Below are 13,149 nucleotides of genomic sequence, written 5' to 3'. Positions count from 1 at the left end.
TTCGGGACTCGGCACGCAGCGCAGCCGGCGGCTTCCCGCCTGGTCGTGGGAATGTCACATCTGGCCGAGACCGGGAGCTCCGCGCCCCGCTCCTGCTGCTCGGGGATGGGTCATGTCGCGTGTGCTCTTCCCTCAGCGTGCTCTTGTCGTCGATCAGGAACGGCAGCGGACCAATGGGTCGTTCATGTGAGGACGCGCGGCAAGGGCAGCGGTTCGAAGTTCTGCCCGGGTTGTCAGCGGGAAAACGAGGGGCGCCGGCACCTGAGCCACTGTGGACCACGGTGGTGACGGAGAGACTCGGGGCGGGTTGAACACGTAGTGCACGCCTGCCCTTGCAAGCTTCGGCAGACTCCGGCGCGACCGGTGGGCGAGGCCGCCTGCGTCTCCTTCGCCGCGCTGTGCGCCGTGAATGTCACCGTCCCGCTGAGCTTCGGCGTACTTGCCAGGACCGACAGCGCGGTTCTCGCCTTTCACCTTCGTCAGTTTTCGGGGCCCCCTGGGCGACAGGCTGGCCCGCTGGGTCACCGGAACCCGCCAGGTCTGGCAGGCCCTCTCGGGAGCGGCTATCACATTTGGAGCGCTACACCAATTTGGTGCAGCGCACCAAACGTGTCATGGTTGAGGCATGGCCACGAGGAAGCCCCGCTCGGCGCGGCGTAATCAGGTGCTCTCCCAGGAGCGGATCATCGAGACGGCGATCGAGTTGCTCGATGCGGGCGGTGAGGCTGCCATGACGACGCGGGCGCTCACCGAGCGCCTGTCCACCGGCTCGGGAGCGATCTACTACCGGGTGGGTAGCCGCGATGAGCTGCTGGACACAGTGACCGAGGCGCTCGTCACCGCTGCGCTGGCCGCCGACTCCGTGACGGCTTCATCCTCGCCCGAGGATGAAATCCGCACTGTGGCGCTTGCGCTGTTCGACGCGATCGCCGAGCACCCGTGGCTGGCGTCGCGACTGACCCAGCAGGTGGTCCGCAAGCCGTTCGGGCTGGTGACGGTCGGCATCTTCGAGCGGATCGGCCGCCAGGTCGGCGCGCTGGGTGTACCGCGGGCTTCCTGGTTCGATGCGGCATCGACGCTGGTGCACTACATCCTCGGCGCCGTCAGTCAGAACACCCGGATAGAGGGCGACACTCCGGACGGTTCGCACAACCGTGAGACGTTCCTCGATGCGACCGCGGTGGCCTGGCAGCAGCTCGACGCCGAGGACTACCCGTTCATGCACGCCGTCGTCTCCCAGATGCAAGCTCACGACGACCGCGAGCAGTTCCTCAACGGCATCGCCGTGATCGTCGACGGCCTCTCCCGGCTCGGTTGACCCCGCACTGGACGGCCCACCCCTTCGTGCGTCAGAAAGGAATCCCTCATGCGTGACGTGGTGATTGCGGGAGGCGGCCCAGTCGGCCTGTTCCTGTCCACCGAGCTCGCCCTGGGCGGTGCCTCCGTCCTGGTCCTGGAGCGGGACGAGGACGCCGCCTCGCCGTGGAAGACACTCCCCTTGGGGCTGCGGGGCCTGAGCGCGGGATCGGCCGAGACGTTCTATCGCCGTGGCCTGCTGGATGCTGTGCTCAGTGCCTCGCACGCCGACCCGGCCGAGATCGGTGCTGCACCCGACCTGACCGAAGCGCCGGCCCCCCGCGACGTGAGCCACTTCGCCGGCATGGGCCTGGACGCGGCCGACATCGACGTGGCCTCGCTCCCGTGGCGGCTGCCCAGCCCGGCGATGGAAGGCTTCATGACCAGCCTGGAGGCGGTCACCGCGGTCCTGGCCGAACGCGCCGCCGAGTTGGGTGTTCAGATCGTGCGCGGCGCGCCTGTCACGGCATTGGCACAGCACGCCGATCATGTCACGGTAGAGGCCGTCGACCAGGAATACCGGGCCCGCTACCTGGTGGGCTGTGACGGCGGGCGCAGCACGGTGCGCAGCCTGGCCGGCTTCGACTTCGTCGGCACGGACCCGTTGTTCACCGGCTACGCTGCCCAGGTCACCTTCGCCCAACCCGACCAGCTGTCCGTCGGCTTCAACCTGACGGACAACGGCATGTACCTGCGCACACCCTTCCCCGGTCATGTGGGCATGATGGATTTCGACGGCGGCTCCTTCGACCGGTCGCAGCCGCTGACGCGCGAGCACCTCCAAGAAGTCCTGCGCCGTATCACGGGCGCCGACGTGACGCTGAGCGAGGTGCATCTGGCGTCGAGCTTCACAGACCGTGCCATGCAGACCACGACCTACCGCAACGGCCGCGTTCTGCTGGCCGGGGATGCCGCCCACATCCACTCGCCGCTCGGCGGCCAAGGCCTGAACTTGGGCATGGGAGATGCCGTGAACCTCGGCTGGAAGCTCGCGGCGACCGTGCGCGGCACCGCACCCGAGGGCCTGCTCGACACCTACACGAGCGAACGCCACCCCGTGGGCGCTGCGGTGCTCGACTGGTCGCGCGCCCAGGTAGCGACCATGAAGCCGGGCCCCAACGCACCCGCGCTGCGCAGGTTGGTCCACGAACTGCTGAGCACCACCGACGGCACGACCCTCGCCTACCGGCGAACGAGTGGCCTGTTCCACCGCTACGACCTGGGCGATACCCAGCCCCTCGTCGGCCGCACCGCCCCCGACTTCTGCCTCGAGGACGGCACCCGCCTCGGTGAGCTGCTGCGCCAAGGGCAGGGCGTTCTGCTCGACTTCGGTGCCGACGACGCCCTGCAGCGTGCGGCCAAAGGCCATCAGGGCCAGATCGTGTACCGGTCCGGCCCGGCGCGCAACGACCTCGGCTTCACGGCGCTTCTCGTCCGCCCGGACGGCGTTGTGGCCTGGGCCGCAGCACAGGACCGTGACCCGAGCGCCTTCGAGCGGGCCGCGACACGCTGGTTCACCCCCGCCCAGCACTGACCCGGCCTCAGCCCATCACCGCGCCCTTCTTGGAGAACGATCATGACCGGACGCCGTCGTACCTTCTCGACGAAGAGCAAAGCCTTCACCGCCGTGCTGACGACCGTAGCGGCGGCGGGGATCGCCATACCGGTGATCGTGAGCGGCCAAGGCGAGCCGGCGACGTCCGCGGACGCGGGCACCGCGCACACGCCCCCCAGCCGTGTGCAGAAGCTGCACCCCGACGCGGCCTGCCACGAAGTACGGGTCCCGGTGTCGGTGAAGGAGATGGGCAACGCCCACATCTACGGGGAGCTGTGCCAGCCGCGCCACCGGAGCGCGACCAGCAAGACCGTGCAGCTGCTGGTCCCCGGCTCCACCTACAACCACAGCTACTACGACATGCCGGTCGCCAACGGCCGCTACTCCTACGTCTCCTCGGCACTCGACGCGGGCTTCTCCACCTTCAACGTCGACCGCCTCGCCACCGGCAGGAGCACGTTGCCGCCCAGCTCCACGTACACCCTCGCCACCGGCACCGACGCCCTCCACCAGGTCATCACCCAGCTGCGGGACGGCCAGATCAAGGACCGCACGTTCGACAAGGTCGTCTGGGTCGGCCACTCGCTGGGTTCGTCCATGGCCTGGGCCCAGGCCGCGAAGTACCCCCGTGAAGTGGACGCCTTCGTGCTCACCAGCATGAGCCACGTCGTTCGTGAGGAAGAGCCCTCCGACGACGGCCCCGGCCAGGACATCCAATTCGAGATCAAGGCGAAGGACGACCCCAAGTTCCGCGGCTCGATCAACGACCCCGGCTACCTGACCACAAACGCCGGCATGCGGCAGTTCTTCTACGACACCGCCCACACGGACCCCGCCGTCATCAAGGCTGACGAACGCCTCAAGGATGTCAGCACCGCGGCAGACTCTGAGACCACCCCTCTTCCGCCCGCCAAGTCCCCCTCCCGCGCCATCAACGTGCCCACCCTCCTGGTCACCGGCGACAAGGACCAGTACTGCACCGCCGGCACCTGCACCTCAAAGACGATGCTGGCCGGCGAACGGCCCTACTACTCCGACCAGGCCGGCCTCACATCGATCGTCGTGCCCAACAGCGGCCACAACGTACAACTGCACAAGAACGCACCCGAGACGAACGCCCAGATCCTGAACTGGATCAAGACCACGAGCTGAGGGCGGCCTCGGACGCGCAAGCTCCCACAGCCGTCCCTGACATTCGTATCGCTGCCGACGGCCGTCCCTGTCATGCGTATCGCTGCCGACGGAAGGCGATGTCGGGATCGCCCACTGAACCAGCGGGCGCAGGCCGCTTCGGCGGTCCTGCCGTCTGGCGCTCCAGCTGTGGACCGCGACCAGGGTTGTCGGGCGGCCTGTCACCGGTGGCGGCCGGTGCGGGCGCGGGCTTGGTGTCGCCGGCGCCGGTCAGACGCCGGCGCGGCGGCCACGCGGGCGTAGTCGGTGAGGACTTTCGGCTGGCGGCCTGGGGCCCTGGACATGGATCCTCCCCTCGGCGTCGACCGGCAGGCAGCCTCTCGACAACCGCTGTGCCGGTGTCGGCCCCGGCCGCGCCCCGGGAGCTCCGTGACTACTTCGACCGTCGGCGGATGCGGTGCCGTGCCCGGAGCACCGAGGCCCTGGGGCACCATCGCGGGCTTCATCGCGGCCGGAGGTTCAGGAACCGGCCGCGTTCGTGGGCGCCGTCCAGCCGGAGGCTCGGATCCACTCGACCAGGTCCAGGGTGGCCGGCTCGATCGAGCGCACCACCGCGGGGTCCGCAGGGTGTTCCGCCGCCTTCGCGAACTCGCGGAACATCACCCTGTCGAGGTCGTTGGGAAGCACGCTCACCGGGAGGGCCTCGTACCGTGCCGGGAGCCCGGCGTGCGCGCCGAACGCCGCGGCGATCTCAGGGCCCGTCAGCTCGTCACCCACGAGATCGACGGCTCCGCCGGGCGCCTGGGCGATGTCGAGCAGGAGCGCGGCGGCGACCCGGCCGATGTCCCTGACCGAGATCATCTTCAGAGGGACGTCCTCCGGCAGCGGCATCCTCAGCACGATCTCCCCGTGCTCCAGGCTCGGTGCCAGCACGCTCGCGAAGTTCTCCATGAAGGCGGTCGCGCGAACCATCGAGGTCCTGAGGCCGGACTTCCTCAGATGCTCCTCGATCGCGTGCTTCGAGTCGTGCTGCGGCACACCCCGCTCCCGGTCCGCTCCGAAGACCGAGTTGAACACGACGTGCGGGACGCCCGCCTCGGCCGCCGCGTCGACGAGCGCGGTACCGATGCGGATCTCCGCCTCGACCTCTTCGAGGCTGTTCGCCTCCGGGGTCATGAAGTAGAACCCTTCGACCGCCGCCAGCGCGTCGGCCAGCGACGCCGGGTCGTCTGCCCGGACGACCGCCAGCTCGACGCCGCGGGCGGCCAGCGCCTGAGCCCGGTCGGACCGCGGGTCGCGGACCAAAGCCCGTACCCGCGCCTTGTGGTCCAGCAGCGCGTCGACCACCGCCCCGCCCTGCTGCCCCGTCGCGCCGAAGACTGCGATCGTGCCGGTCTCCTGAGTGCTCATCGCTGCCACCCTTCATTGGTTCATGGCATGAACGAAATTAGTTCATGGCATGAACTTCGTCAAGGCATGGGTGTGGCGAGGTCTTGCGATGTGATGGGTCAGTTCGAGGCAGGTGAAGAGAGGTCCGAGGTGTCGACGATGGCGGTGGTCATGCGCTCGAAGTCGCGCTGATCGTCAGCGTCGAGGTTCGTCGTGATCTCGGGCAGGCGCTTGGCGACCTCGGCGTAAACGGCCTCGGCGAGCACCTTCCCCGTGGGTGTCACGCTGAGCATGACGACCCGTCGGTCCTGCTTCGAGCTTGCCCGGTCGACCAACTCACGCCGCGCGGTGCGATCGACCAACTGACTCAATGCGTTCTTGGTCATCCCCAACGACGCGGCGAGGTCGGCCATCTGCCGCGGCTCGTCCCTGACTGCGCAGAGCAGCGTGGCCTGCGAGGGGGTCAGGTCGAACTCGGCGCAGATCTGCGCGTACTTGCGTTGAATCACAACCGAGAGCCAGAAGAGCTTGTCGCCATAGTTCACGCTGACCTCCCCGGCCCGATGACGAACAGCATACTGACCGAGGGGCGTCGTGCCGCGCCACCCGCCAGGAGATGCGCACCTCCGCGAGCCCGGCGTGGCACTCGCACCCCGACCACTGTGATCGACTCGAGTGCCCCAGCTGTAAAGCTTGGGGGAGTGGTCACTCGGAGTGAATGGTCACGTTGTCTGCGGTGAGCGCCTCTCGAAGCGACGCAGTGGCTGTGTGGAGGCAGGCCGCGAAGTCCTTCTGGCCGCGCGCGTCGATCCAGCGGTCGAAGGCGTTCTGGCAGGCGATGGTGGCGATCTGAGCCACCGGTTTCGCGCTGTCGTCGCCGACGCCTCGTTCCAGGAGCGCTTCGTGGATCGCGCTGGTGACTGCGGCGAGTTTGGTGCGCTCCCGCTCCTGGAGCTCCGGGCTCGAGGCGATCACGGCGCGCCGCTCGGCGATGTGGCCGATGTGTTCGACGAGGGTGGTGCCCAGCTGGGCGAGGGCCTCGAGGGCCGCCGATAGAGGGGAGGCGGCCGGGCGGGCATCGAGGACCGCCTCACGGATCACGGAGGGCAGTCGTTCCGAGCCGGCGAACAGGACCTCGCGCTTGTCAGGGAAGTACCGGAAGTACGAGCGTCGGGTGATCCCGGCCCGCTCGGCAATCTGCGTCACGGTCACGTTGTCGTATCCGTGCTCCGTGTAGAGCTCGAGCGCCGCTCGTGTGAGGCGCTCCTCGGTTCCGGGGTCCCATCTGGCCATGGTCGGACAGTAGCAAGTGACGTCTCAGTGTGTCATCCGTGTTAGGGTCAGTGATGACACAGTGAGACATCGCTGTGTCGGCGGGCGGCCACCGCATGTGCCGAACGACAGGAGGCAGCACATGACTGACACCACCCAGAGCGCACCATCCGGAGAGATCTGGATCCTGGGCGCCGGCGGGCGCATCGGAAGTGCCGTCTCGGCGAATCTCGCCGCGCAGGGAATCAACCCGGTTCTCGTCGGTCGCGAAAGCTACCGACTGCGCGAGGCCGCTGTGGGCCTCGGTAGCCGTGTCATCATCGCGCACGGCGTCGACGCCATCGCGGCGGAGATCACTCGGCAGCGACCCGCTGTGGTCTTCAACGGCATCGGTAACTACGCCGAGACGGCTGCGGTCATCGCCCGGGCGTGCATGCCCGGTGGCCACTACCTGGACCTGGCCGCCGATCTGACAGCGGTCCCCCGCCTGCTCGAACTGGATGCGGAGGCCGAACAGGCGGGCAGCACACTGGTGACCGGTTCCGGATTCGGCGTGCTGGCCACCGAAGCCGTCGTGATCAAGCTGTGCGAGGACCGCCCGGCCCCCGCCGCCGTGCGCGTCGACGCCCTCGCCTCGGTGTCCCTCAGCGCCGGAGTCGTCGGCACCGCCTTCGCAGCCTCCATGGTCGACATGTTCGCTACGGGTGGACGCCGCTACACCGAAGGACGCATGGTCGCTTCACGTCTCGGCGCCGATCCCCAGAACCTCACCCTGCCCGACGGGCAGCAGGCGAAGTCTGCGAGCGCTCCCGGTGCGGAACTCCTCGCCGCGCACCGGGCCAGCAAGGCTCCGTCCGTCACCGTGACCACCGGGATGGCTCCCACCTCGCGAGTTGTACGGTCCCTGGCCCCGCTGGCCGGGAAGCTGCTCTCCATCGAGCCGCTGCGACGCTTCGCCGTCGGCCAGATGGCCAAGGCCAAGATGAAAGATGCCCCGGCCCCACGCCGGCACTCCTGGGGGCACGCGGTCGTCACCTGGCCTGACGGCACCCGCCGCGAGGGCTGGCTGCGCGCCGACGACGGCATGGTCTACACCGCCTCGGTGGCAGCAACAGTGGCCGCCGAACTCGCCCGCGGCGAGGGCCGGCCGGGCGCCTACACACCCGGCGCTCTGTTCGGTGCAGACGTCGCCGAGCAGGCGGGCGCAAAGATCCTTCTCCCCGACGAGCCCCGTCCCGCCCAGGGCGGATCGGCCATCGACTGAAGAGGTGGCCGCCCCGCCGCATGGCTGTGCTGCCGACGGCTCCGGCAGTGCCGACCGTGCTGCGCGGGTGCTGGGCGCGGACGCGTTCGCTGCCGGCCTCGGCGTCATCAGGCCAAGGGTGGAAGACAGTGTGTCTTCGGGTCCGCGCCGTTTCAGCCGGCGGCCGGCGGCAGGGGCGGCGCGGGCAGTCCCTCCGGCGTGTGTCACGATCTCCCCAATCTGTGGGGGGTGTTGCTGAATGGCGCAGGACATTGCGCTGCGGCCGGTGGTGGATCCGGCCCTCGAGAAAGCCGAGCGCACGCTGCTGGAGAAGTCCGCCGACGGACTCTTCCCGGCCACGCTGCCGCTGCCCGAGGAACCGGGGCTGGGCGGACGCACCAAGGCCGACATCTGGACGGCCCTGGGGGTCTCCGCGGTGTGCGCGCTACTGCCGGTGACGATCCTGTGGGCGCTGATCGGCGTGTGGCCCGGCCTGGCCGTCGGGCTCGCGGCGCAGGCGGGGCTGATCTGGGTCGGGGTCCACTTCGGCTTCGAGGCGTTCATCCTGACCGTCGTGGGCGTGCACCTGCTGGCCTGGCTGCTGATCGTCGTCCTCGGCTGCGGGACCGACGAGCGGCAGCGGGTGGCCCGGCTGCGCCACGGCCGGTACTACCTGGCCGAGGACTTCGGCGACGACTCCCTGCGCGAACTGCTGGGCCACTCGCCGCTGCGCCGGATGGAGCGCGCCCAGGCCGCCGTGACGGCGGTGCTCCAGTCGCAGGTCGACCGGGAGGGGCTGCTGGACGACATCGCCAACGACGTGACGCTGCCGGCCCAGCAGTACGAGATCGCCCAGCGCCTGGCCGAGCTGACCCGGCTGGCGCGGAAGGTGCGCACCGCTGCCGGGGACGCCTCCGGCTCGCGGGTGGAGGAGGTGCTGCGGGCGCAGCGGCAGGCGCTGCGGTTGTCGTCGAGTGCGCTGGAGGAGCGGGTGGAGGCGCTGGAGCGGTACGCCGAGAACACCCGCGCGGCGGACGCGGCGTACCGCGAGTGGGAGGCCGTACGGGAACTGGAGCAACTCGGCGAGGACATGCACGAGCTGGTGGTGAACACGGTGCGGGACGAGCTGGCCGTCGCCGAGATCGAAGGGCTCGCCGACCGGTCCCGGCTCCAGGACCTGCACCGGATGCTGGACGAGGCACGGGAGGCCGGGCTGCTGGCCACACGTTTCCCCGGCGAGCCGGCCGACCGCCGCTCCGGCGACAGCAGCCGGGCGTGAGGGGGAGGACGACATGACGCAGACACCCCAGCCCAGACGCGAGTTCCACTCCGGCCGCGGCAGGAAGACCTTCGACCGGATCCCGGGCGGGTTCTACCTGGTAGGCGCCCTGGTGATCCTCTTCGAGGTGGTCACCCTCGGCGCGGTCGGGCTGGCCCTGGCCGTCGGCGACCCGAGCGGCGCCGAGGCGTCCCCGGACAAGAAATCCCGGCAGGTCGAGGTCACCTACATCGCGACGGGCGACCACCCCTCGGTGGACCTCACCGTCGGGGAGGCGGACAGCCACGTCCCCTACGGCATCGCCATCCTGCCGTACCGCAAGACCCTCACGCTGGCGAGGGGCGCCGAATTCTATCTGGACGTCAGAAGCCAGGAGGACCAGAAAGGGGGCACCCTCACGTGCACCGTGCTGGTCGACGGCAAGGTGGTCCAGCAGGCGCACAGCACACCCGACTCCTCGGCCGCCACCTGCACGGGCAGCACCGCGGACGCCCCGCAGCGGGGGATCCCCGTGCCCACTCTCACCCCCGGCGCCTCCCCGCTGCCCGAGGAGCGGCGGCTCACCGAGACCGTCAAGGTACGGGACTACCCGGGCCAGGGCTCGCCGGTCATCGGCACCGTCACGGACTCCTCCCTGCAGTACGCGGAGCTGGGCGGGACGTGGGACCGGAGCGAGCCGCTGGATCCGGTCTTCGACGGCTTCACCCGCAAGCAGGAGGGGCGCCAGCGTGCACTCGTGAAGTCCACGCAGGTCGACGAGGACATCATGGCCGCGGCCGGCGGCACCGGGGAGCTGCGGGGCGTGGCGGGCGCGGTGATGGACGAGCGGCGGCGCTACGAATACCCCCGCGACCAGGCGATCCTGGTCGACGTCGCCTCGCAGCCGTTGAAGGTCGACGGACACGACGCCTGGCTGCTGGTCAGCGAGATCCACTTCCACAAACGCGGGGTGCCGTCCACGATGGACCTGAACGCGGTCCTCGTGGTCGACACCGGGCGGGTCCGCCCCTCGGTGCTGTGGGTCGTACTGCCGGAGACGAACAAGAAGCTCTGGCCGGACCTCAATACTCTGGTCGCCTCCGTCCAAGTGCGCTGACCCGCACCGGTACGGGACGGACGGGCCCGGGCGCGCGACGCGTCCCGGGCCCGCCCGGCAGAGCGCGACGCTGTCCGGCACGGCATCGAAGAGCGCGACGCTGTCCGGCACGGCATCGAGTCGGCGGCGATCAGGTCGGCGAGCGTGCCGCCCCGGCCCCGGCCCGCGACGGCCGGAATCCTGTCGAGCAGGGGCAGCAACCGGGGGACCTTTCCGCGCGCTGACCGGCCGTGTCCCGGACGCGGGCAGTGGTTGCTGCGAGCGTCCGGTCACCCAGGGTTCTCGACAGGGAGAACCTGATCTCCCGCGTGGTCGTCGCCGGCGAGTTGGTCGGCGGATGCGAGTAGTGAGGCCCGACGTGATACGGACGGTGCGTCAGGCGTTGCTCGCTGCGGTGGCGTAGTCGTCGTAGAAGCCGCGGCCGGTCTTCACGCCGAGGCGGCCGGTGTCGACGTACTCGTGCAGCAGTCGGCGGGGCCCCTCGGGCAGATGCGGATTCTCCGCGGCGTAGTGGTGCTCGATAGCGCGGCAGCTCGTTCTTGAGCTCAGCAGGCGGCGCCCTCACCATGGCGCTCAATGTCCGCGCCCGGGACGAACACCGTCCCCTTCCCGGCGCGGTCCTGCTGTTCTCGCCCTATGCAGACGGACCCTCACCCGCCCCGACATCCCCGTCCTCGAACCGCGAGACCCCATGCTCGGCAGTGAAGGGCTGTGTTGGACCGTTCGCCCGCCAACCGTCGCAAGGCGTCCTTGAGCGAGCTGGATCATGATCATGCCCCCGTATCACTCCTGGTGCGGGCGCGACAGCTGAGACTACCGACGTCCCAGCCCTCAAGAGTGGGGACGTCGGATCGATCCGCGTCAAGCCTCACTCATCTCTGTCCTTCCTTGTGGTGACCGGCCGCGTGGCACTGCCCACCGGCATCCGCCGGTGGCGCAGAGTGGGCCGGTGTCCTCTCGACCGCTCGCTCTCCTGCTCCTGGTCCTGCTGAGCGCCACGGCCTGCACCGTGGTGAAGCCTGCCCCGCTGGTGGCCGACCGTCACCCGCAAGGCGTCCGCGGCCCCGCCGTCCCGGCCCGTCCGGCCGAGACGACGCCTGCCGTGCCCGTTGTCCAGCCGTCGGGTCGTTCCGCTCTCGTCCGGATCGAGCCTGACCGGCCGCTACGCGCCCCCAAGGGCGAAGGGACACCCGGGCGCCACGTCCAGGAACCCGGGGGAGCGCCACGCCGTGCGGTTTCGCCGAAGCGGTCCGCTCCCCGTCTCGGTCCGGCTGCTCCCCAGCGCCAGGTGCAGCCGCGCGAGCGGCCTCGCCCGTCGGTGCAGCGTCGTGTGCCGCAGACGCCGTCGGCAGGGACGCAGCCGCGTGAGCAGATGCGGGAGCTGTGCGACCGTGCGGACGGGGTCGCTGCGTCGGATGTCGTGGGCCTTTGCCGCCAGACCTGGGGGTAGCACGGCGACGCACCGCGGCGGCCTTACGGCTCGGAGGGCGGATACGCCGTGTCTGGCGGTGTGACCCTTCAGCAGGCCCCGCCAGACGGCGGGCACCGCAGCTCGGACAAGAGACTGCGATGCCCGGCCCACTGGTTCTCGGCTGCCTCTCAAGTCCACGCCGTGCCGGTGGATGGTGCCCCGCACAGGGGAGCCATCTCTCCGCGGATCGCAAAGTCCGGTCCGTGGCCGCCACTCGCTGGCGCCCTCTACTACTCAGTGCTACTTTGTAGCAGTACTCGGTACCACGTAGTACCGACCCAGGGCTGAGGTGGGTTTGCGATGGATGACCTGACGGAGATGCTGAAGGGCACGCTCGAAGGGTGCGTGCTCGAAATCATCGGCAGCGAGGAAACCTACGGGTACGCCATCACCCGCCGGCTGAACGAGCTCGGCTTCGCCGACGTCGTCGAGGGGACGGTGTACACCATCCTGCTGCGGTTGGAGCGGAACGGACTTGTCCAGGTGGTGAAGCGACGATCCGAGGCCGGCCCGCCGCGCAAGTTCTACTCGCTCAACGACGCCGGACGCGAGGAACTCGCGAAGTTCTGGGCGAAATGGCAGTACGTCTCATCACGCATCGACAGGCTCAAGGAGGGCGGGAGATGAACTTCTGGGAGAAGATCACAGGCAGCGATCTCACTCGGGATTGGAAGGCGTTCGAAGCCCGGGCCGAGGCTCTGCCGGAGGACTACCGGGCGGCGTGGGAACAGATCAAGGCTCATCTCTTTCCCCATGGGGACTTCACCGGTCGCAATCTGACGCCGATCTTCGACGCCGCCCTGGGGCTGCTGGAGGAAACCGCGGCGGACGGGCTGAGCGTCCAGGAGGTGCTCGGCGACGACATCCCGGGCTTCTGCGTGGCGCTGGCCGGTGGAGAAGGGGCCCGGACCTACCGCGACCGGTGGCGTGAGCAGTTGAACAGGAACGTCGCGAGGAAACTGAGCCGGCTGGAGGGCTGACGTGAGCATCCACGACATCATCGAGGGCAAGAAGCAGTGGCGCGCGCACATGGCTCGGGTCAAGTCGCTTCCGCCGGACTACCAGATCGTCTACAAGGAAATGCAGAGGTACCTGTTCAAGGTCGGACCGACCGACCTGACCGACGGGCCGCTGCTCCCCGGGATCGTCGACTTCTTCGAGGAGGGCGCCGCCGAGGGCAAGGGTGTCCTGGAACTCATCGGCGAGGATGTCGCCGCATTCTGCGACGACCTGATCAAGGACTCCCGTACCTACGCGGACGTCTATCAGGAGTCCCTCGGCGGGAAGCCCGGTACGGCCGAGAAGTAGTACCCGTCGACCTAGACGGCCCCGGCCTCACATGGCGGGCCGGCTGCGA

At 69.4% G+C, this 13,149-nt stretch carries 12 protein-coding genes; 9 read left to right on the top strand and 3 right to left on the bottom strand.

Annotated elements, in window-relative coordinates:
- Positions 1 to 625: 625 nt before the first annotated feature.
- Genes ACFZP7_RS00605 through ACFZP7_RS00595 form a run of 3 tightly spaced genes read left to right on the top strand, consistent with a single transcriptional unit; the run spans position 626 to position 4,063 of the window.
- Positions 626 to 1,318, top strand: coding sequence for a TetR/AcrR family transcriptional regulator (locus tag ACFZP7_RS00605; RefSeq protein WP_385633496.1), 693 nt, complete (start codon positions 626 to 628; stop codon positions 1,316 to 1,318).
- A gap of 48 nt (positions 1,319 to 1,366) precedes the next feature.
- The gene (locus ACFZP7_RS00600) at positions 1,367 to 2,890 is read left to right on the top strand and encodes an FAD-dependent oxidoreductase (protein ID WP_385633495.1); all 1,524 of its coding nucleotides are present in this window, start codon (positions 1,367 to 1,369) and stop codon (positions 2,888 to 2,890) included.
- Positions 2,891 to 2,932: 42 nt separating this feature from the next.
- Positions 2,933 to 4,063, top strand: a complete 1,131-nt coding sequence (locus ACFZP7_RS00595; RefSeq protein ID WP_385633494.1) for an alpha/beta fold hydrolase — start codon at positions 2,933 to 2,935, stop codon at positions 4,061 to 4,063.
- 498 nt (positions 4,064 to 4,561) lie between these two features.
- Here ACFZP7_RS00595 and ACFZP7_RS00590 read toward each other — a convergent pair whose 3' ends face one another.
- The 3 genes from ACFZP7_RS00590 to ACFZP7_RS00580 form a co-directional block, all read right to left on the bottom strand.
- Positions 4,562 to 5,452, bottom strand: coding sequence for an NmrA/HSCARG family protein (locus ACFZP7_RS00590; RefSeq protein ID WP_385633493.1), 891 nt, complete (start codon positions 5,450 to 5,452; stop codon positions 4,562 to 4,564).
- A gap of 98 nt (positions 5,453 to 5,550) precedes the next feature.
- Positions 5,551 to 5,976 (bottom strand): MarR family winged helix-turn-helix transcriptional regulator, encoded by a 426-nt coding sequence (locus ACFZP7_RS00585; RefSeq protein ID WP_127440566.1) that lies wholly within the window; start codon positions 5,974 to 5,976, stop codon positions 5,551 to 5,553.
- Between the two features lie 160 nt (positions 5,977 to 6,136).
- Complete coding sequence (locus ACFZP7_RS00580) at positions 6,137 to 6,724, bottom strand: TetR/AcrR family transcriptional regulator (protein ID WP_127440567.1); 588 nt, start codon at positions 6,722 to 6,724, stop codon at positions 6,137 to 6,139.
- Between the two features lie 121 nt (positions 6,725 to 6,845).
- On the opposite strand from ACFZP7_RS00580, the gene ACFZP7_RS00575 reads away from it, so the two are divergent.
- The 6 genes from ACFZP7_RS00575 to ACFZP7_RS00550 all read left to right on the top strand — a co-directional run bounded on the left by ACFZP7_RS00575 (position 6,846) and on the right by ACFZP7_RS00550 (position 13,100).
- Positions 6,846 to 7,967 carry a saccharopine dehydrogenase NADP-binding domain-containing protein gene (locus ACFZP7_RS00575; RefSeq protein WP_385633492.1) on the top strand — a complete coding sequence of 374 codons (1,122 nt, stop codon included), beginning with the start codon at positions 6,846 to 6,848 and terminating at the stop codon, positions 7,965 to 7,967.
- Between the two features lie 238 nt (positions 7,968 to 8,205).
- Positions 8,206 to 9,225, top strand: a complete 1,020-nt coding sequence (locus ACFZP7_RS00570) for a hypothetical protein (RefSeq protein ID WP_127440569.1) — start codon at positions 8,206 to 8,208, stop codon at positions 9,223 to 9,225.
- Between the two features lie 13 nt (positions 9,226 to 9,238).
- Entirely contained in the window at positions 9,239 to 10,321 is a 1,083-nt protein-coding gene (locus ACFZP7_RS00565; protein WP_385633491.1) for a hypothetical protein, read from the top strand.
- Between the two features lie 1,771 nt (positions 10,322 to 12,092).
- Entirely contained in the window at positions 12,093 to 12,419 is a 327-nt protein-coding gene (locus ACFZP7_RS00560; protein ID WP_030975066.1) for a PadR family transcriptional regulator, read from the top strand.
- A complete protein-coding gene (locus tag ACFZP7_RS00555; protein ID WP_046248775.1) occupies positions 12,416 to 12,772 on the top strand; it encodes a DUF1048 domain-containing protein in 357 nt (118 codons plus the stop codon). The genes ACFZP7_RS00560 and ACFZP7_RS00555 overlap by 4 nt, the downstream gene beginning before the upstream one ends.
- A gap of 1 nt (position 12,773) precedes the next feature.
- Positions 12,774 to 13,100 carry a DUF1048 domain-containing protein gene (locus tag ACFZP7_RS00550; RefSeq protein ID WP_030975062.1) on the top strand — a complete coding sequence of 109 codons (327 nt, stop codon included), beginning with the start codon at positions 12,774 to 12,776 and terminating at the stop codon, positions 13,098 to 13,100.
- The last annotated feature ends 49 nt before the right edge of the window (positions 13,101 to 13,149 follow it).

The sequence above is a fragment of the Streptomyces sp. SudanB5_2050 genome, assembly GCF_964272335.1.
GTDB lineage: Bacteria > Actinomycetota > Actinomycetes > Streptomycetales > Streptomycetaceae > Streptomyces > Streptomyces rochei.
The sequence above is the reverse complement of the archived record's forward strand: the minus strand, read 5'-3'. Positions and strand labels throughout refer to the sequence as shown.

Coding starts and splice junctions, on each gene's coding strand:
- ACFZP7_RS00595 (WP_385633494.1), top strand. CDS start 2,933: ATGACCGGACGCCGTCGTACCTTCTCGACGAAGAGCAAAGCCTTCACC.
- ACFZP7_RS00560 (WP_030975066.1), top strand. CDS start 12,093: ATGGATGACCTGACGGAGATGCTGAAGGGCACGCTCGAAGGGTGCGTG.
- ACFZP7_RS00605 (WP_385633496.1), top strand. CDS start 626: ATGGCCACGAGGAAGCCCCGCTCGGCGCGGCGTAATCAGGTGCTCTCC.
- ACFZP7_RS00600 (WP_385633495.1), top strand. CDS start 1,367: ATGCGTGACGTGGTGATTGCGGGAGGCGGCCCAGTCGGCCTGTTCCTG.
- ACFZP7_RS00575 (WP_385633492.1), top strand. CDS start 6,846: ATGACTGACACCACCCAGAGCGCACCATCCGGAGAGATCTGGATCCTG.
- ACFZP7_RS00590 (WP_385633493.1), bottom strand. CDS start 5,452: ATGAGCACTCAGGAGACCGGCACGATCGCAGTCTTCGGCGCGACGGGG.
- ACFZP7_RS00580 (WP_127440567.1), bottom strand. CDS start 6,724: ATGGCCAGATGGGACCCCGGAACCGAGGAGCGCCTCACACGAGCGGCG.
- ACFZP7_RS00565 (WP_385633491.1), top strand. CDS start 9,239: ATGACGCAGACACCCCAGCCCAGACGCGAGTTCCACTCCGGCCGCGGC.
- ACFZP7_RS00555 (WP_046248775.1), top strand. CDS start 12,416: ATGAACTTCTGGGAGAAGATCACAGGCAGCGATCTCACTCGGGATTGG.
- ACFZP7_RS00570 (WP_127440569.1), top strand. CDS start 8,206: ATGGCGCAGGACATTGCGCTGCGGCCGGTGGTGGATCCGGCCCTCGAG.